17 protein-coding genes and 1 pseudogene are annotated in these 18,763 nt (G+C 69.1%); 16 read left to right on the top strand and 2 right to left on the bottom strand.

Translation table 11 applies throughout. From position 1 onward, the window contains the following. Positions 1–60: 60 nt before the first annotated feature. The 3 genes from ACFRU2_RS12970 to ACFRU2_RS12980 all read left to right on the top strand — a co-directional run bounded on the left by ACFRU2_RS12970 (position 61) and on the right by ACFRU2_RS12980 (position 1,874). The gene (locus tag ACFRU2_RS12970; RefSeq protein WP_382971345.1) at positions 61–489 is read left to right on the top strand and encodes a flavin reductase family protein; all 429 of its coding nucleotides are present in this window, start codon (positions 61–63) and stop codon (positions 487–489) included. A gap of 80 nt (positions 490–569) precedes the next feature. After that, on the top strand, positions 570–1,532 hold the full coding sequence (fabD, locus tag ACFRU2_RS12975) for an ACP S-malonyltransferase (protein WP_382971348.1): 963 nt from the start codon (positions 570–572) through the stop codon (positions 1,530–1,532). Positions 1,533–1,649: 117 nt separating this feature from the next. Next, positions 1,650–1,874, top strand: coding sequence for a hypothetical protein (locus tag ACFRU2_RS12980; RefSeq protein WP_382971351.1), 225 nt, complete (start codon positions 1,650–1,652; stop codon positions 1,872–1,874). Here the strand turns inward: ACFRU2_RS12980 and ACFRU2_RS12985 are convergent. Continuing rightward, positions 1,863–2,510: an RNA polymerase sigma factor gene (locus ACFRU2_RS12985; RefSeq protein WP_382971353.1), complete on the bottom strand. Its 648-nt coding sequence runs from the start codon at positions 2,508–2,510 to the stop codon at positions 1,863–1,865. The two genes, ACFRU2_RS12980 and ACFRU2_RS12985, sit on opposite strands and share 12 nt — an antisense overlap. 646 nt (positions 2,511–3,156) lie before the next feature. Between ACFRU2_RS12985 and ACFRU2_RS12990 the strand changes: the two genes are divergently transcribed. Together ACFRU2_RS12990 and ACFRU2_RS12995 are read left to right on the top strand one after the other, a co-directional pair. After that, positions 3,157–3,492 carry a non-heme iron oxygenase ferredoxin subunit gene (locus ACFRU2_RS12990; RefSeq protein ID WP_382971356.1) on the top strand — a complete coding sequence of 112 codons (336 nt, stop codon included), beginning with the start codon at positions 3,157–3,159 and terminating at the stop codon, positions 3,490–3,492. Beyond that, the gene (locus ACFRU2_RS12995) at positions 3,489–4,844 is read left to right on the top strand and encodes an ABC1 kinase family protein (protein WP_382971359.1); all 1,356 of its coding nucleotides are present in this window, start codon (positions 3,489–3,491) and stop codon (positions 4,842–4,844) included. Before ACFRU2_RS12990 ends, ACFRU2_RS12995 begins: the two co-directional genes overlap by 4 nt. Positions 4,845–4,851: 7 nt before the next feature. On the opposite strand, the gene ACFRU2_RS13000 is transcribed toward ACFRU2_RS12995, so the two are convergent. Beyond that, complete coding sequence (locus ACFRU2_RS13000) at positions 4,852–5,460, bottom strand: TetR/AcrR family transcriptional regulator (RefSeq protein ID WP_382971361.1); 609 nt, start codon at positions 5,458–5,460, stop codon at positions 4,852–4,854. Between the two features lie 201 nt (positions 5,461–5,661). On the opposite strand from ACFRU2_RS13000, the gene ACFRU2_RS13005 reads away from it, so the two are divergent. The 11 genes and pseudogenes from ACFRU2_RS13005 (at position 5,662) to ACFRU2_RS13055 (ending at position 18,736) form a co-directional block, all read left to right on the top strand. Next, the gene (locus tag ACFRU2_RS13005) at positions 5,662–6,249 is read left to right on the top strand and encodes a hypothetical protein (protein ID WP_382971364.1); all 588 of its coding nucleotides are present in this window, start codon (positions 5,662–5,664) and stop codon (positions 6,247–6,249) included. Between the two features lie 34 nt (positions 6,250–6,283). Next, a complete protein-coding gene (locus ACFRU2_RS13010) occupies positions 6,284–6,832 on the top strand; it encodes an ester cyclase (RefSeq protein ID WP_382971367.1) in 549 nt (182 codons plus the stop codon). Continuing rightward, positions 6,829–7,401, top strand: coding sequence for an ester cyclase (locus tag ACFRU2_RS13015; protein ID WP_382971370.1), 573 nt, complete (start codon positions 6,829–6,831; stop codon positions 7,399–7,401). Before ACFRU2_RS13010 ends, ACFRU2_RS13015 begins: the two co-directional genes overlap by 4 nt. Before the next feature lie 88 nt (positions 7,402–7,489). Beyond that, positions 7,490–9,823 (top strand): annotated as a pseudogene (locus ACFRU2_RS13020) (MMPL family transporter); the annotation flags it as partial. A 21-nt stretch (positions 9,824–9,844) separates the two neighbouring features. Further along, positions 9,845–11,410: an MFS transporter gene (locus ACFRU2_RS13025; protein ID WP_382971373.1), complete on the top strand. Its 1,566-nt coding sequence runs from the start codon at positions 9,845–9,847 to the stop codon at positions 11,408–11,410. Continuing rightward, a complete protein-coding gene (locus tag ACFRU2_RS13030) occupies positions 11,407–12,378 on the top strand; it encodes an ester cyclase (protein WP_382971375.1) in 972 nt (323 codons plus the stop codon). The genes ACFRU2_RS13025 and ACFRU2_RS13030 overlap by 4 nt, the downstream gene beginning before the upstream one ends. Before the next feature lie 114 nt (positions 12,379–12,492). Continuing rightward, positions 12,493–13,599 (top strand): FAD-dependent oxidoreductase, encoded by a 1,107-nt coding sequence (locus ACFRU2_RS13035; RefSeq protein ID WP_382971378.1) that lies wholly within the window; start codon positions 12,493–12,495, stop codon positions 13,597–13,599. Positions 13,600–13,674: 75 nt separating this feature from the next. Then, complete coding sequence (locus ACFRU2_RS13040) at positions 13,675–15,189, top strand: phytoene desaturase family protein (protein ID WP_382971381.1); 1,515 nt, start codon at positions 13,675–13,677, stop codon at positions 15,187–15,189. A gap of 67 nt (positions 15,190–15,256) precedes the next feature. After that, the gene (locus ACFRU2_RS13045) at positions 15,257–15,805 is read left to right on the top strand and encodes an ester cyclase (protein ID WP_382971384.1); all 549 of its coding nucleotides are present in this window, start codon (positions 15,257–15,259) and stop codon (positions 15,803–15,805) included. A gap of 28 nt (positions 15,806–15,833) precedes the next feature. Then, entirely contained in the window at positions 15,834–17,228 is a 1,395-nt protein-coding gene (locus ACFRU2_RS13050; RefSeq protein WP_382971387.1) for a cytochrome P450, read from the top strand. Then, entirely contained in the window at positions 17,228–18,736 is a 1,509-nt protein-coding gene (locus tag ACFRU2_RS13055) for a cytochrome P450 (protein ID WP_382971390.1), read from the top strand. The genes ACFRU2_RS13050 and ACFRU2_RS13055 overlap by 1 nt, the downstream gene beginning before the upstream one ends. Positions 18,737–18,763: the final 27 nt, after the last annotated feature.

Raw genomic sequence — 18,763 nt, forward strand, 5'->3', positions numbered from 1 at the left:
GGGGGCGCGGTGGTGGCTGGGCGTTTGGGGGGGGGGGGGGGGGGTTTCTTCACGGGTGGGGTGGTGTTCATTTTGTCCTCCCCCCCCTTCCCCCCCGGGACCACGGTCTCCTCGCTGGCATCGGTCTCCCTCGATCCACCGATGCTGCTGGTCTGCCTGAGCCACACCTCGCGCGGCGCCCGGACGATCGGCTCCACCGGTGAATTCACCGTGAACGTGCTGGGGCGGGAGCAGTCCGAACTGGCGGGCTGGTTCGCCTCGTCGAGACGACCGCTCGGCAGCGCGGGCTTCGCCGGCGTGCCGCACCGCATCGGTGACACGGGCATCCCGGTGCTCGACGGAGCCGTCGCGCACCTGGACTGCCGGGTGGCCCAAGAGGTCTCCGCGGGCGACCACAGCATCTTCATCGGAGAAGTCACCGGCATCGGATGCGCCGAACCGGCCGATCCGCTCGCTTACCACCAGGGGCAGTTCCTGTCCCTGCGATGACACGCTCGGCCCCGGGGGCCGGCGCACACCACGCGCCGGCCCTCTGGCGCACGCGCCGGACCACCCCACGGAGGGTTCCCATGAACGACATCGCCTTCCTCTTCCCCGGGCAGGGATCCCAACGGCCCGGGATGGGAGCAGATCTGATTGCACGTCATCCCGAGTTGATGGACCGCTACTACCGGCCCGCCGACGACCTTCTCGGCTTCGAGCTGTCGCGGCTGTGCCTCGAGGGCTCCGCCGAGGATCTGGTTCCCACCGAGATCACCCAGCCCGCGGTGTTCCTCACCAGCATCGCCGCCCTGGATGTGCTGCGCGGCCATGGCATTGCCCCGTCGGTCGCGGCCGGGCACAGCCTCGGCGAGTACACGGCGCTGGTCTGCGCCGGGGTGCTGGAATGGACCGACGCCTTGCGACTGGTGCGCAAGCGAGGGCAGTTGATGGCGGGAGTCAACGAGCGCACGCCCGGTGCCATGGCCGCCATCATCGGCCCGTCGGCCCGCCAGGTGGAAGAGCTCTGCGCCGGCATACGCGAGAGGGACGGCAAGGTCGTCGAGGTCGCGAACTACAACCACCCCGGGCAGCATGTCGTGTCCGGCGAACGCGCGGCGGTTCGCGCGGCGGTGGAGGCCGCCAAAGCCGTCGGGGCCGAGCGCTCGGTCATGCTGAATGTCGGCGCCCCCTTCCACTGCAGCCTCATGAGCGCGCTGGAGGAGGAGTTCACCGCCGAACTGGATCAGGTCGTGTTCTCCGACCCGGTGCTGCCCGTGCTGGCCAATGTGACGTCTGCCCGCATACGAACCGGAGCCGAGGCGAAACGGCTGCTGGGCCGTCAGCTGGCGGGTGCGGTGCGCTGGTCGGACACGCTGCAGGCGATAGCGGCGAGCGGCATCCAGACCTTCGTCGAGGTGGGGCCGGGGCGCGTGCTCAGCGGCTTCTGCCGCAGTGCGCTACCGGAAGCCGAGTGCTATCCCGCGGGTGAGATCCGGCGCATCGACCGGCTGCTCCGGTCCCTTGAGCAGGTGGTTCCGCTTTCCGCCTGACGGCACTTCCATCCGCGGGCGTGGCCGGATACGGAGAGTCCCGCGACCCACATACTCGTCGGTATTGTGGTTCGCGGGACTCTCCTTTACCCTGCATCTAGTTAAGGGACGAACTAAATGGTGGAGGTGACCGGGGTGCGCGACGCCGATAACGCGGCGCTGGGCAAGCTCTCGGAAGCCCTTGGGGCGCCCCCGCAGGAGATGCTCCAGAACGCCAAGGCCCTGTTTCCCTTTATCGCGTTCGAGGCCGCAATGGACGGCGAGGCGATGGAGAGCGAGACGATGGAGAGCGAGGAGCCGCTCGCCGCCCTGGAGGGCCGGTCTTCCGACTCAGCCGGCTGACACCCGGCTGCTCCGGGGCCCTGACCGCAGTTCGGAGCCGCTTTCCTCGGCATATGCCCGCAGGCCCATCTTCTTGATGGAGTCGAAGAGCTCCTTGGCCTGTCCGGAGCGGTCCGCCTCACGCTCCAAGGCGCGCTCCAGATGCTTCAGGCAGCGCCCGCGAATGGGCCCTATCGATCCCCGGGCCAGTCCGAGCGTGGCGCTCACCTCGTCGTACGACATCGGTGGCTCGGCCACGAGCAGGCCCAGCAGCGCCTGGCACTTCGGCGACAGCGAGCAGAAGGCGAGGAGCACTTCGTCACGGGTCTCGCGATCAAGTGCCGTCTCCTCCGGCTGGTTCGCAGACGGCTGAGGCCGGTCGAACACCTCCGGGTCCTCGATCGGCGTGCTCCGGCCGGACTTCTGGATGTGCTTCAGGCTCTCTCGTCGAGCCGAGACGGAGATCCAGTGGGCCAGCTTCTCCGGGTCCCGGAGCTTCCCCAGGTGCTGGATGACTCGCATCCAGGTGGTCTGGCTGACGTCCTCGCAGTCGGCTGCGGAGAGCCGGTGGCCACGTGCTATGGCCCAAATCAGAGGTGTGTAGCGCTCGACGATCCGGTACCAGCTCTCCGGGTTCCCGTCCAGGCATTCATCCACGAGCTTATGCAGAGCAAAGTCTTCCATAATTCCCCCCGTTGCTCTCACGTATTGCTCCGAAACCCTTGGTCTGCCGGTCCGTCCGGGCATCGCCGCTGGTCGCGGCACTGCCTACAGGAACCCGCAGAGTTTCGGTTCAATAAGAATCTGGATCTCAAAAACCTCATGTCCCCCACTACGAGCGTCAACTATACGTCAGGGCCCCGTCAAAGTCGTGTGGCGTTCGCTTCGTGAACGCGTGAGGCCGAGGGGCGCGAGGGGTCGGTTAGCGTCGCGGGAGTTACGGCGAAGTCCCTTGGCGATGTCTGTCGTTGCCGCGTGTTGGAGGGCACCGATGGCGAGATTGCGCCAGCGGGGAAGGCATTGTCAAGTGTTTCTCTAGTTGCCGAGTCGGGGGCGCACCGAAGGTGCGGCCGGCCCGATCCGGCGCCCCGGTCAGCCGTCGCGGGGCGGCCGGTGACCCGTTTCCCCGTGCAGAAGTGTTCGGTCATCTCGGAACGGTGGTCACTCGCTGCGCTCAGATGGCGTCGGGGCCGGAAGGGTGCTGATCCTCGGGGGCGTATCCACGGCGCCCCTTCGCGGATCGGAGAGGCAGAGGCGGCTGTGGCTGAGGCCGGAGCCCTGTGGACCGAGAGGAAACAGCACTGTGGACATCAAGGGAGAACTCCGTGTGGCGAAGCTGGCGGACGTGCCACCGGGAGGGCTGCTGAGCGTGGACTTCGGCGGAGTCCGGGTGCTGCTCGCCCATGCCGACGGCGAGCTCCACGCGGTGCGCGACGAATGCTCGCACGAGGCGGCGAAACTCTCCGACGGGGAGCTGGAGGGCGCCACGGTGGAGTGCCCCTGGCACTTCAGCCGGTTCTGCCTGCGCACCGGGACGGCCCTGGACTTCCCGGCGATGGACCCGATCGACACCTATGCGGTGCGGGTGGAGGGCGGGGACATCCTGCTCTCCAGGGCGGCCGGCGGTGCGGACCGATGAGTGGTGAGCCGCCGAGGGGCGCGGTACGGCGGTCGCTGAAGGTGGCGTCCCTGCCGCTGGGGCTGGCGGGCCGCACCGCGTTCGGCCTGGCCCGGCGGCTGGCGGGGGGTGCCGAGGAAGCGATTCGTGCCGAGATCGAGGAACGCACCGCCAAACAGCTCTTCGCCGTCATCGGTGAGCTCAAGGGCGGGGCACAGAAATTCGCCCAAGTGCTGAGCGTCATGGAGAGCGGTCTGCCGGAGAAGCTGGTCCGCCCCTATCGCTCGGCACTGACCAGCCTGCAGGAGGCCGGACCCGCCCTGCCCGCGCGGATCGTGCACGGGGTGCTGGCTGAGCAACTGGGCCGTGACTGGCGGGAGAAGTTGCCCGAGTTCGCCGACCGGCCGGTGGCCACCGCGTCGATCGGCCAGGTGCACCGGGGCCGCTGGCACGACGGCACGGAGGTCGCAGTCAAGATCCAGCACCCGGGCGCCGCCGACGCGCTCGCCTCGGACCTCGGTCATCTGAACCGGATCGGCTGGATTCTCGACCGGGTGGCCGGCGGTGAGGTCAATGCCCGCGAGATCCTGGCGGAGCTGCGGGAGCGGATGACCGAGGAGCTGGACTACCGGCAGGAGGCCGAGTCCCAGACGGCGTTCGCCGATGCCTTCGACGGCGATCCCGACTTCGTGGTGCCCCGGGTGGTGGCGGGTACCGGCCGGGTTCTGGTGTCCGAGTGGCTGGAGGGCGTCCAGGCGTCCGCGGTCATGGACGACGGCAGCCAGGATGACCGTGACCGGCTGGGGCTGCTGCTGGCCAGGTTCCTCCTCGCCGGGCCGCAGCGGGTGGGTCTGCTGCACGCCGATCCGCACCCGGGGAACTTCCGGCTCACCGGGGACGGACGGCTCGGGGTTCTCGACTTCGGTGCCGTGGCCCGGCTTCCGGACGGATTCCCGTCCTGGATCGGTCAGGTGATGCGTGCCTGCGTCGAGAAGGACCCGGACCGCATGGCCGAGGTGATGCGGGACGCCGGAATGCTGAAGGAGGACCGGTCGGGGGGCGCGGCGGGCCGGAGGGAGGACTTCGGCTGGTTGCTCGGCTCGTTCGAGCCGATGTCGCGGCCGCTGGCCACCGAAGAGTTCACCTTCGGCCGGGAATGGATGCGTGAGGTCATGGGGCGCGCCACCTTCGCGCAGGACGCGGAACTGATCAGGGCACGGTTGCGGATGCCGCCGGAGCACGCGCTGGTCCAGCGGGTGTGGCTCAGTGAGCTCGGGATGCTCAGCCAGTTGGGGGCCCGGGTTCCCTACCGCGCGGAGGCGATCGCGTGGCTTCCGGGTTTTGCGCCCGCGGTATCGGATGTAGCGGAGTGATGTCGGCTCAGTCGGGTGTGGTGTCCCTGGCGTGGGCGATGAGCCCGGCGGCGATCACCGATGCGAGATCGTCGAGCAGGGTGTCGTCCACCGGCAGGTGAAAGGCGAACAGGGCGAGGAACAGGGGCCCGCCCAGCAGGAGATGGGCCAGTGTGGGGTCCATCGGCCCGGGCAGCTCGCCCCGCGCTTCGGCGCGCCCGAGGATCGCCGCGAGATCACGCTGCTCCTGAGCGATGAAAGTGCTCTGGAAGCGGGCTACCAGCGCGGAGTCGCGGGACATCTCGAGCATGAGCGCGGGGGTCACCACACGGGCCGCCGGCGCCGAGAGGCGGTCGCGGATGAGACGTGCCATCGCGGCGATGTCCTCATGCAGCGAGCCGGTGTCCGGCGGCGGCTCGATGTCCATGCCGTGCACGCCGGCGGCGAAGAGCAGCTCCGCCTTGGATCCGAACCTGCGGTAGATGGCGGCCTTGCCCACGCCCGCACGGGCGGCGATCGAGTCCATGGTCACCCCGGCGTAGCCGACCTCGGCGAGGAGCTCGCGTGCGGCCCGCAGCGCGGCGGTGTCGATCTGATTGTCCCGGGGGCGGCCCAGTCGTGGTGCGGGGTTCGGCATGGTGCAAGTATACGATACTCGAGTTCCGGAACTCTAGTATTGTAATGTCCCGGGGTCCGACCGGAGCTCCGCGCCAGGCCAAGGCTGTCGGGATCCGGGCCGGGGCGGCGGTGCGACCCGGAGAAGAAGGCCTCCGCGCGGGTGTATCCCGAGCGGACTGGTGCGGATCTCATCAACTGACAGCGGAGAGAGGCGGACGCCATGCGTAGCCCCAAGATCGATCTGAGGATGGCCAGTTGCGACAGCTGGCTGCCGGAGTACCAGTGGCGTACCCACCACGGACGGAGCGTGCGGGCCGAGCCCGCGGTCGCCGCGCGGGCGGTGCGCGACGTGGTCCCCGGCGACATGTACGTCATCCGTCCGCTGGTCTTCGCACGCAGCATTCCGGCCCGCCTCATGTCCGCCAAGAAGGAGCGCTATCTGGCGAAGGACGCACGCGTCATCGACGGGCTGTACGAGGGAGTGGGTGCCTTTCCGCTCCAGGACGACCCGGACGGTGACCTCGTCGTCGGCTTCGCGGGGCAGCCGTGGGCCTTGCGGCAGAACTGGCTCACGCTGACCCCCGACGAGTACCGGGACTTCGACGAGCCGGGGCACATCAAGGGCCTCATGGCCTTCTCGGTCGGCACCCGCGGCTCACAGACGCACCTGCACACCGAAACCAGGGTCTACGGGACCGACCACGCCTCCGTACGCCGATTCCGGCCCTACTGGCTGCTGATCGAACCCTTCAGCAGCCTCATCCGCCACGACTGGCTGGCCGCGGCGGCCCGCAACGCGGGGAGTTGAGCGTGGCAAAGAGCGGCAAAGAGACGGAGAGACGATGCCCAGCAGAACGGCGCCTGTCGCGCCCGACATCAGGAAGATCGCACCACGGGTGCTCGACGACCTGTGGAACAAGCGGGACCTCGCGGTCATAGACGAGCACTTCAGCTCCGGGGTGGTGACCCATGTTCCGCTTCCGGGACAGCCCGTCATCCACGGGATACCGGGCCTGCGGGACCTGGCGAGCCAGATGTTCACCGCCATGCCCGACCTGTCCCGCACCACCCACGAGGTGCTCGCCCAGGGCGAGAAGGTCATGGTGCGCGGTGAGTTGAGGGGGCACCACCTCGGCACGCTGATGGGAATTCCGCCCACCGGCATGCCCACGTACCTCACCGAGCACGTGATCCTGCGCTTCTCCGGCAGCAAGATCGTCGAGATGTGGCAGCAGGCCGACTACCTGGGCGTGCTCGGCCAGATAGGCATCACCCCGCCCGAGGGTGCAGGGCCGCTCGGCACCGTGGCCCACACCTTCAAGACCGTCGGCCGGCTCGGCGCGCTGATGGCCAAGGACCGGATCAAGCAGCGCAGGGGAGTCGGTCGATGACCGTGGACGGACAGCTCGCAAGCGCCTCGGACGCCGGGACGGGTGCGCCGGCGGCCGGAGGGTTCAAGCTGACCAGGGAGCACATCCTGATGGTCTCCGACCTCTCCTGGTCGGATGACAACTCCCAGGCATTGCCCTGGTATTCGCCCGACTACAAGTGCTACCTCCCCGGCCGGCCGGTGCTCAACGGAGGCCGGGAATTCCTGGACACCCTCAACCTGGTACGGGCGGCGAAGCCCGACGTCGACATCGAATGGCACGACATCCTCATCGACGGCAATGAGGCGGTGCTGCACGTGACCTTCCGGGGCACGCACCTCGGCCCGCTCTTCGGCATCCCGCCGACCAAGCGCGCGCTGGAAATCGGCGAGATCATCATCGAGAAGTACGACGACCAAGGCCGTATGCGCGAGTTCCGCCAGGAGGGCGACTACGCCGGGATGCTGACCCAGATGGGCATCGTCCCGCCGCCCGGAACCGGCCCCCTCGGCACTCTGGCGCATTCCATCAGGACCGCGGTCCGGCTGACCCGCCTTGACCGTGAGTACCGAAGGACGCATGCGCGTTAGCGCCGGCGCACGGTCGCTGCCGCGCCGGTGAGCAGCCCTCCCGGTGTGCGCCCGAGTACCCCCACCTCACGAAACAGAACGGAGCGTCATGCTCGCGCGCATCGGCAGGGCCGTCACGGCCAGGCCCAGATCCTTCCTCCTCGCCATCATCGGCTTCGTCGTACTGAGCGGAGCCGTGGGGGGAGGGGTCGTCAGCAAGCTGGCGGGAGGCGGGTTCGAGGATCCGGCCGCCCAGTCGAGCCTCGCCCGGGAGGCACTCGCCCAGGACTTCGGCGTACGCAGCCCCAACCTCGTCCTCCTGGTGAAGACGGAGGGCTCCGTGGACGGGGACGCCGCGGCCCGGGACGGCGCCGGGCTCGCGGAGCGCCTCGGCCGCGAACCGGGCATCGAGCAGGTGACTTCGTACTGGACGTCGGGCAGGCAGCCCTCGCTCCGGGACGGGCAGGGGGACACGGCGCTGGTGCTGGCCCACATCGGGGGCGACGAGACCGCGGCAGCCAAGCGGATCGAGGGGCTGCGCAAGGAATTCTCCGGCTCCCAGGGAGTGTTGGAGGTCAAGCTCGGCGGCAGTGTCGCCGCGGCCCAGGACACCGAGAAGGCCGCCCAGGAAGACCTGATGGCCATGGAGCGGATCGCGTTCCCCGTGCTGTTCCTGGTGCTGATGCTGGTCTTCGGCAGCCTGGTGGCCGCGCTGCTGCCGATCCTGATGACGATCCCGGTCGTGGTCGGGGTACTGCTGCTGCTGAGGGTCATGGCCGAGTTCATGGACGTGTCGGTGGTCGCGCTCAACGCCACGACGATCGTCGGTCTGGGACTCGCCATCGACTACAGCCTGTTCGTGGTCTCGCGCTATCGCGAGGAACTCCAGCGGCTCGGCGGCGATGTCACCGACAAGGACGTCAGGTCCGCGGCGATCGTCGCCTCGGTGAGGACGGCGGGCCGGACGGTGCTGTTCTCGGCGCTGACGGTGATGCTGTCACTGGCCGCCCTCGCGGTGTTCCCGCTGTACTTCCTGCGCTCCATCGCCGTGGCGGGAATCGGTGTCGCGCTGTTCGCCGCGCTGGCCGCCATCGTGGTCGTACCCACCCTGCTCGCGCTCTTCGGCTCGAAGATCAACAGCCTGGACGTACGCAAGCCGTTCCGGCGCCGCACGGCCCGTGCCGCGGCCGGCGGAAACCCGCCCGGCGAGCGGCGAGGCTTCTGGTACCGGACCGCCGGCCTGGTGATGCGCTTCCCGCTGCCGGTCGCGGCGTTCGGAGTCGTCGCGCTCCTCGCACTCGGCGCGCCGTTCACCGGGGTGCGCTTCAGCCTGCCCGACGACCGGCAGCTTCCGAAGAGTTCGGAAAGCCGCCAGGTGGGCGAGGCGCTGAGGACCGACTTCGCATCCCGCGAGGCCGATGCCGTCACGGTCGTGGCCGCCGGAATCGGCGACGGCAGGACCAAGTCCGAAGAGATCGGCGACTATGCGCAGAGGCTGTCGAAGGTCGACGGAGTCGCCTCCGTGACCTCCTTCGCGGGGGTGTTCACCGAGGGTGCCCGGGTCGCGGAACCCGGACCCGCCACAGCGCCCACGGCTTCGGCGGCCGGTACGTATCTGCGGGTCGTGCCCAGCGTGGAGACGTACTCCGACAGCGGCGAGCGGCTCGTCGACGACCTGCGCGCGGTGGACGCTCCCTGGCCGGTGCAGATGACCGGTGCGGGACCCGCGCTCGCCGACACCAAGGAGACGCTCGGCGACAATCTGCCGCTCGTGCTCGGCTTCATCGCGGTCGCGATGTTCGTCCTGCTCTTCCTCTTCACCGGAAGCGTGGTGCTGCCCCTCAAGGCGCTGGTGCTCAACGTGCTCAGCCTCAGCGCCACCTTCGGTGCGATGGTGTGGATCTTCCAGGACGGGCACCTCTCCGGCTGGCTGGACTTCACCGCCACCGGAGCACTGACGGCGGTCGCCCCGATCCTGATGTTCTGCCTGCTCTTCGGGCTCTCCATGGACTACGAGGTGTTCATGCTCTCGCGGATCAAGGAGGCCCACGACGCGGGTGCGGACGACACCGAGGCGGTGGCGGGAGGGCTCCAGCGCACCGGCGGACTCGTCACATCGGCCGCCCTGCTGATGGGTGTGGTGACCATCGCGGGCCTCTTCACCAGCACCATCGCCTTCCAGAAGATGTTCGCCCTCGGGCTGACCCTCGCCCTGTTCATCGATGCCCTGGTGGTGCGGGGGCTGCTGCTGCCCGCCTTCATGCGGCTGATGGGCCCGGTCAACTGGTGGGCCCCCGCACCGCTGCGCAGGCTGCACCGCCGTTTCGGCCTCGCGGAGGAGCCCGCCGGGACGCATCAGGGCCCGGGCAACGGAACTGGTTCCGAGACCGCCGCCCAGGCCTCCGCGGACGCTCGCGTACCAGCCGGCCCCTCGCCCCGCTGACCCGGAAGGAAACCGTTCCCTGTGGACCCATCTGCCGTATACCGCAGCCGTTGGCGCATCCTGGCCGTCCTGTGCCTGAGCCTGATCGTCATCGGCATGGACAATCTGATCCTCAACCTCGCCCTGCCCCGGGTGCAGCACGATCTGGGGGCCACCGGCGGGGAGCTCCAGTGGATCATCGACGCATACACCCTGGCCTTCGGCGGTCTGCTGCTGCTCGGTGGCGGGCTCGGTGACAGGTACGGCCGGAAGCGGATGCTCATCACCGGCCTTGTGCTGGTCTTCGGCTTCACGCTGGCCGCCGCGTACGCGACCAGCCCCGGAATGCTCATCGCCATGCGCGCCGGCATGGGCGTGGGCGGCGCCTTCGTGATGCCGGCCACGCTGTCGATCATCAAGCACGTCTTCCCGGCCGAGGAGCAGGCCAAGGCGATCAGCGTGTGGGCCGGATCGGGCGCCATCGGTGTGCCGCTCGGACCCGTACTGGGCGGACTGCTGCTCGAGCACTACTGGTGGGGCGCTGTCTTCCTGATCAGCGTGCCCATCGTGTTGGTGGCCGTGGTCGCCTGTGCCCTCATGATCCCCGAATCCCGCAATCCGGACCGGAGGCCGCTCGACCTGGTGGGAGTGCTCCTGTCGGTGGCCGGTCTCGGCGTGCTCGTCTACGGCATCATCGAGGGGCCGCGATACGGCTGGACGGACGGGTTCACGCTCTCGGTGCTCGCCGCCGGAGCCGTGTTCATCGTCGCGTTCGTGCTGTGGGAACGGCTCACCCCGTATCCGATGCTGTCCGGGAAGCTGTTCCGTGCCCCCCTGTTCGCGGGCAGCGCGGTGGCGATGTTCTGCGTGAACTTCTGTCTGTTCGGGCTGCTCTTCGTCGTCACCCAGTACCTGCAGTTCGTCCGCGGGCACGGCCCGCTGGACGCCGGAATCCGGCTGCTGCCCGTGCTGACGGCGGTCGTCGGCGCCGGCCTCGGCAGCAAGCTGGTCGAGAAGACCGGTATCAGGCCCATCGCCGGCGTGGGGCTGGTCGCGCTCACCGGAAGCATGCTGCTCATGGCCCGCGCCGATGCCGGTTCCGAGTCCGTCGCGCTCGGTGCGCTGGCCCTGTTCGGCTTCACCATGGGCCTCGTGCTGCCGCCCTGCGCCAACGCCATCCTGGCCGCGGCCCCGCCGGAGCAGGGTGGCGCCGCATCCGCGGTGACCGACGCGACGCTCCAGGTCGGCGGCTCGCTCGGGATCGCGGTCGTCGGCTCCGTGCTGACCACGTCCTACCGCGACGGGCTGCCGGACCTCGGCGGGCTCCCCGCACCGGCGGCCGAAGCCACGCGTGACTCGCTCGGCGGGGCCGCCGAGGTCGCCGCACGGATCGGCGGCGAAGCGGGCCAAGGCCTGTCCACCATCGCGTCCGACGCCTATGTCGCCGCCATCGCCGATGCGATGACGGTGGCGGGTGGAGTCGCGGCGGTCGGAGTCCTGGCGGTCCTGCTGCTGCTGCCCGGCAGGAAGCCGGAAGGCCGGGAGGACTCGGCGCCCCCTACCACCACACCCCAACCGACCCACCGCGAGAGGAATCCAGTCGCGTGAACGACGACGAGAAGAACGGGAAGAAGGACGGCAAGCGAGTGAAGAAGAAGAGCAAGCTCCGCCGTCTCCTGCTGGTGGGCGTGGTGGGCGTACTGCTCGCCGTGTTCACCTGGGGAAACGCGAACGCCGCCCAGGACGGCGCCGCCCGGTACCCGGGCACCGACACGCGGGGTGAGGCGAGCAAGCGGGTCGTCCTGGGCTTCTACCAGGAAGTGCTGGGCAAGCAACGGCTCGACCGCGCCGGTGAGTTCATGCGCGAGGACTACATCCAGCACAGCCCGGGGCTCAAGCAGGGGCTCGCGGGCTACCACGAGGACTACAAGCTCTTCCACAGCGTCTTCCCCGATCTGGCGGGCACCATCCACCAGATCGTTCCGCAGGGGGACAAGGTGATGCTGCTGGCCACCTTCAAGGGGCACCACGTCCAGTCCGGCAAGGAACTGGTCTTCGAGACCGCCGAGTTGTACCGCGTGCAGGACGGCAAGATAGCCGAGCACTGGGACGCCGTCGACTACGCGGCCATGCAGGCGTTCGGCGTCAACCTGCCCGGCGGCGACCAGCCCTCGACGCGCACCGACTGGAGCGGCACCCCCCAGCAGCGTCGCAACCTGGTCACGCTGCTCTACACGGTCAACACGTTCTACCGGCAGCCCCAGGCCCCCGTGCCCAGCGCCATCGCGCCGGACCTGATCCAGCACCAGGCCGGCCTCGAGCCCGGCCTGCGGGGCCTCGCCGACAACCTGCGCAGCTATCGCGAGCGCTTTCCCGACCTGACCTTCGAGGTCAAGCACACCGTCGCCAGCGACGGCCAGGTCGTCGTCTTCTGGGTCTGGCACGGCCATGAGAAGGGCACGGGCAAGGAGCTCCGGTTGAACCGGGCCGATATCTTCCGCGTCGAAGGCGGCCGGTTCGTCGAGCACTGGAGCCGTCTCGACTACCGGGCCGTCAACCCGTTCGGCCTGAAGTGATCTGAACGACACGCGCGGGCGCCGGCCGGGGAGCCCTTCCCCGGCCGACGCCCGCGTCCTGTTTCCGAAGTCCACACGGCACCACAACTTCCGTACGAAAGAGGGGGATCAGCGATGGCACGACGGTCCGCGATCATTGTGGGCAGCGGGGTGGGTGGCCTCACCCTGGCCGGAATGCTCACCCGGCAGGACTGGGACGTCACGGTCCTGGAGCGCTCGACGGAGCGCCGGGACGGTCTGGCGATCACCCTATGGCCCAATGCCCTGCGCGCCGTGCGCCGTTCCGGCGGCGACGACATGTACGAAGCACTGCTGAAGGTCTGCCAGCCCATCGGCTCGGCCCGGATGTTCGGCGCGACCAAGGGGCAGATCGCCTCCATCGACCTGCGGTTCCTCCAGGACACCTATGGCGTCACCGGGCAGGGCGTGACCCGTGCGGAACTCCTCGACACCCTGATCGCACAAGCCGGGACGGACATTCGGTTCGGCGCCGAGGTGATCCGCGCGGACACGGACGGCACCGTCACCCTCGCCGACGGCGAGGTGCTGCGCGCGGACGTCGTCGTCGGCGCGGACGGGGTGGGCTCCACGGTTCGCCGGGGACTGCTACCGCCGGGTCAGGACGACCGCAGGGAGAACCCGCTGGAGAGCTGGCAGGGCGTCGTCGAGCGCGGCGGCAACTGGACGTACGAGGGCACCGACTTCCATTTCGGGCGCAAGGGGACCTGCGGCATCATGCCGCTGACCAGGGACCGGGTGTACTGGTTCGTGGACGGCTCGATCGACGAACCGCCCACTGGGGACGGCTGGCCCGAAGTGGTCCGCGACCTGGTCGCCAGGACCCCGAAGGAGCAGCTCTTCCCCGGGCAGGCCTGGGACCGGCGTCCGGTACGGAACTGGGGGCGCGGCCGGGTCACCCTGCTCGGTGACGCCGCGCATCCGATCCTGCCGACCATCGGCCAGGGCGCCTGCATGGCGATGGAGGACGCGGGCGTACTCGCCGCGCGGCTGGCGCGTGCCGACGACCTGGTGGCGGCCCTGCGCACCTACGAGGACGACCGCTATCCCCGGGTGCTGAAGCACTTCGATCGGGCCCGGGGCATGCTGCGCATGCGTTCCCTGCCGGCCCCGGTGCGGGACCGGATGATGGGCGGCATGCCCAGGGCGCTCCTGACCCGGCTGTTCACCCGGTCGACGCTGCCGCTCCCCGAGTTCCGCTGACGGCGACTGTATCCGCGGAGGCCGCCGGCGGATCTCTCTGAATGAAGAGAGCAGCTCACGCCCCTTGGAGACGCCATGACCGATTCAGAAGGACCTCTGCTGGAAGCCGACTACGACGTCATCGTCGTCGGCAGCGGACTGGGAGGCCTGGCCGCCGCCGCCTTCCTGGCCAAGTTCGGACGGCGCGTCCTGGTGGCCGAGAAGGCGCAGGGCATCGGCGGATACGCGCACGCCTTCCAGGCCGGCGAGCGCTACTACGACCCGGCCATCCACGTCGTGCCCGGTGCGGCCGAGGGCGGCACCATCGACGTCCTGCTGCGCTATCTCGACGTGCGCGAGATGTGCGAGTTCGTCGAGTCCGACGCGCTGTACCGGGTGGTCATCGACGACGACGTGCTGGACGCGCCGTTCGGCTCCGAGGCTTTCATCGCCTCGCACATCGAGCTCTTCCCTCACGAGGAGGAGGGGATCAGGGGCTTCTTCGGGCTCTGCGAGAAGTTCCTCGAAGAGGCCCACCAGGTGCCGCTCCAGCTCTCCCCGCAGGAACTGGGCGCGGCCGTCGAGAAGTTCCCCACCCTCTTCGGGAACCGGATGTCCACACTCGGCGACGTGATGGATCAGTTCATCAAGGACCCGCGCTGCAAGGCGTTCTGCAGTGCCGGCTGGCCCTACATGGGACTGCCGCCGTCGCAGCTCTCCTTCGAGCTGTTCGCCCGTTTCCTCTACACCCAGATGCACGGGCTCTACCACTGCAAGGGCGGCTTCCAGCACCTGGTCAAGGCCTTCACCACGGCCATCGAACGCGACGGCGGCAAGATCGTCACCAATTCCGGCGTCGAGAAGATCCTGGTGAAGGACGGCCGTACCGAGGGCGTGGTGCTGGCCGGCGGGCAGGAGCTGCGCGCACCGGTCGTGATCTCCAACGCGGACGCCACGCACACCTTCCACGACCTGGTGGGCCTCGAGCATCTGCCGAAGGCCTACAACCGCAGGCTGCGCTCGCTCAAGGGCTCCATGTCGATGTTCGTGGTGTACGCCGCCACGACCCTGGACATCGCCGCGGCGGGTGGCGCGCACGAGACCTTCATCTACGAGACCGACGACCACGACGCCAACTTCGCCGGCTTCTCCGCGGGCGAGGCCCCGGCCACCGTGGTGGTCGTGCCCACGCTCCTGGACCCGAGCCTCGGCCCGCCCGGGGAACACCTGGTCACCTCGACGGCACTGGCGCCCTACGACGGCCCCGAGCCCTGGTCGGAGCTGAAGCCGAAGCTGGAGGAGAAGTACCTCAACCTGATCGAGCGGCTCTACCCGGGCTTCAAGGACGGACTCACCTTCGTCAGCAGCTCGACCCCGCTGACGCTGGAGCGGTTCACGGGCAACCACCGAGGCGCGGCGTACGGCTGGGAGAACACCCCGGCGCAGGCCGGCAGCAAGCGGCTCACGTACCACACCCCGATCGAAGGGCTCTACCTCTCCGGCCACTGGGCGCAGGCCGCCAGTGCGCTCCGTGTGATCGTCTCCGGCAGCCACACGGCCCAGCAGATCCTGCGCGCCGACGGAGTCGCCGACGTCGGCCCCGAGCTGTGAGCCGTACGGCGTTCCCGCACCGCACCGCATCGCACCGCACCGAACTCACCGTTCTGGAGGATTTCTGATGTCCCGTCCCACGTTCATCGACACCCAGACCGCCGCCAACTTCGACGGCTCGCTCGACAAGACGTACTACGAAATGGCCCGCCGCTACATCGAAGAGGTCTGGGACAAGAACAACGCCGAGACCGAGCGCGATCTGCTGTCGGCCGACTGGAAGGACCACATGCCGCTGCCGGGCTGCCCGCAGGGGCCTGCCGGACACCGCGCCGCCGTCCAGCTGATGCACGACGCCTTCCCCGACCTCCGCTTCTCGCTCGACGACGTGACGATCATGGGCGACAAGGTCATCGACCGCTGGACCGCGACCGGCACCTTCCACGGTGAGCTGTACGGATTCCCGGGCACCGGCAAGCGGATGACGATGACCGGCCTCGACTTCCACATCGTCCGTGACGGCAAGTTCTCCGAGCTGTGGCACGAGGAGAGCACGGCGTCGATGGTCGAGCAGTGCGGTATGGCACCCGAGCCGGGCAGCGGCCTCGGCGCGATCCTCAAGCTGACCTCTCGCAACATCCTGCACGTCGCCAAGCACAAGATCCGCAACCGCTGACCCCCGGCCACCAGCAGAGCGAGGCACCATGAGTCTGACTTCGAGCGGCCGCCTCCGCCAGGCCCCGGGACCGCAAGGCTATCCCGTGGTCGGCTGCGGCCCCGACCTGGTCCGTGATCTGGTCGGCACCTTCACCCGGTCCTGGCGGGAGTACGGCGACATCGTCCGCTTCCGTCTGCCGGGCAAGCGCAACCTCTTCCTGATCTCCCACCCGGACCACATCAAGCACGTTCTCGACGACCGCCAGCCCAACTACCCCAAGGACCCGCTGTCGGTCGGCAAGTTCGAACCCTGGGTCGGCCAAGGCATGTTCACCAGCAACGGCGAATTCCACTTCCGGCAGCGCCGCCTCGCCCAGCCCGCCTTCAAGGGCTCGCGCATCTCCGGCTTCGGGCCCGCGATGGTCGAAGCCACCAGTGATCTGGTGCACGAGTGGCGGGGGCGTGCCTCCCGCGAGGAGACCTTCGACATCACTCCGGAGATGTTCCGGCTGGCGCTGAACATCGTCATGCAGACGCTGTTCAGCACCGATGTGAGCAGCAGGGCGGGGGAGCTGGCCCGCGCGGTGCGCATCTGCAACGCGTACACCAACGTACGGCTGCAGCGCTTCGTGGAGCTTCCGCAGGCGCTGCCGAGCAAGGCCCGCACGCAGTTCCTGAAAGCGCGCTCGCTGCTCGACTCCTTCGTCTACGGGCTCATCGCCGACCGGCGCAGGGACCCGGAGCCCCCGGACGATCTGCTGACCCGCTTCCTGAACGCGCAGGACGAGCAGACCGGCGACCGGATGTCGGACAAGCAGCTGCGCGACGAGGTCGTCACGATGTTCCTCGGCGGGTACGAGACGACCGCACTGTCGTTGGTGTGGGCCTTCTCGCTGATGTCGCGGCACCCGGAGTCGGAGCGCAGGGCGCGCGCCGAGGTCGCCGAGGTGTGCGGGGACCGGCTGCCGGACGCCTCCGATCTGCCCAAGCTCCGTTATCTGCGCGCCTTCTACCAGGAGGTGCTGCGGCTCTACCCATCGGTGTGGACCATGTCGCGCAGTCCGATCGAGGACGACGAGATCGGCGGCTATCACATACCCGCCGGGTCCCAGGTGTTCATCAGCCCCTATCTGATGCACCGGCACCCGGAGTTCTGGGAGAACCCGGAGGGCTTCAGGCCCGAGCGGTTCGAGAAGAGCGCGACGGGTGGCGCACCCCTCTACGCGTACATCCCGTTCTCACGCGGTCCCCGGCTCTGCCCGGGATCTTCGGTGGCCGTCCTGGAGGCGCCGTTGGTCATCGCCCGGATCCTGCAGGACTACCGGCTGACGCTGGCCGGCGGGCACGTCTGCGAGCCGACGTCCAATGTGTTCCTGTATCCGCGCGGCGGCATGCCGATGCGGCTGCAGCACGTCAAGGCCGCCGGGGAAGGAGCCGCGTGATGGCGGGGCAGAGCGGTACGGGGGCGCGGCGGCGTCCTCCGGGTCCGCTGGGCCTGCCGCTGCTCGGCTCCGCGCTCGACTTCCGCCGCAACCCCCTGGAGACCTTCGTCAGCGCCTGGCGCGACCACGGCGACCTGGTGCAGTTCCGGGGGCCCGTGCCGGTGGTGCTGGTCACTCACCCCGACGACCTCAAGCGCATCCTGGCGGACAACTTCGAGAACTATCCGCACCCCGACGACTTCAACCGCAAGGTCGGGGTGTCGGTCGGGCAGGGACTGGTCACCACCGAGGGCGAGGTGTGGCGTGCCCAACGGCGCACCGTCGCACCGACGTTCCGCAGGGAGCCGCTGGCGCGGTTCGCCGATGTGATGGTGGACAGCACGGAGCGCATGCTGGGCCGGTGGGACGGGATCGCCCGGCGCGGCGAGGCGATGGACGCCAGGACGGAGATGCAGAGCCTGACGCTGGAGATCCTGGCACGCTGCCTGTTCCAGGCGGACTGGTCGCGTGACGCGCTGGCGCTCGGCTCGGCGGTCGCCGCCCAACTGGAGCACATCAACGCCAAGTTGATAGCCGTCGCGGACATCCCGGAGAAGGTGCCGACCCCTCGGAACCGTCGCTTCAGGGCGGCCCGCAAGCTGCTGGACGACACGGTGTACCGGCTGATCGCCGAGCGCCGCTCCAGGCCGGCCGACGGCGAAGCCCAGGACCTGCTGTCGATGCTGATGCACACTCCCGACCCGGAGACGGGCCGGCTGATGACGGACGAGCAGCTCCGCGACCAGGTGATGACGCTGTTCATCGCCGGGCACGAGACGGTGGCCGCGACCCTGTCGTGGATCTGCCATCTGCTCTCCACCCGCCCCGCGGAGACCGACCGGGCCAGGGCCGAGGTCCTCCAGGTGCTGGGGGACCGGCCGCCGACGATGGAGGACCTGCCGCAGCTGAAGTACCTGAAGCTGTTCATCCAGGAGGCGCTGCGGCTCTATCCGCCGCTGTGGCAGGTGGCACGGATGCCGCTGAAGGACGATGTGCTGAGCGGCTACCACATCCCCGCGGGCTCCTTCCTGCTGCTCAGTACGTACATCACGCACCGCAATCCGGAGTTCTGGGACAATCCCGAGGGCTTCGACCCCGAGCGGTTCACCCGCGAGCGCTCGGCGGGCCGGCCGAGGTACGCCTATGTGCCGTACGTCGGAGGTCCCCGCAACTGTGTCGGCATGGCCTTCGCCAACATGGAGCTGACCATTGTGGTGGCCTCCCTGCTGCAGCGGTTCCACCTGGACATGGTGCCGGGGCATCCCGTGGTGATGCAGCCGGACATCTCACTGCGCGCCAAGCACGGCATCCGGATGACGCTCCGTCCGGTAACGGACCGCAGCCCCGGGGCAGTCGAGGTACCGGACGTCACCCTGCCCGACACGGCGCCTCAGGCCGCCGCGTCCGGCTGCCCGGTCGCGCACGGAGCGCCCTCCGGAGGCGGCGGGGAAGGAACAGCGGAAGTCTGAGATGCGTCGCGCCGGGCCGCCAAGGGC

It is taken from the genome of Streptomyces sp. NPDC056883, assembly GCF_042788835.1.
Taxonomy (GTDB): Bacteria; Actinomycetota; Actinomycetes; order Streptomycetales; family Streptomycetaceae; genus Streptomyces; species Streptomyces stoeckheimensis.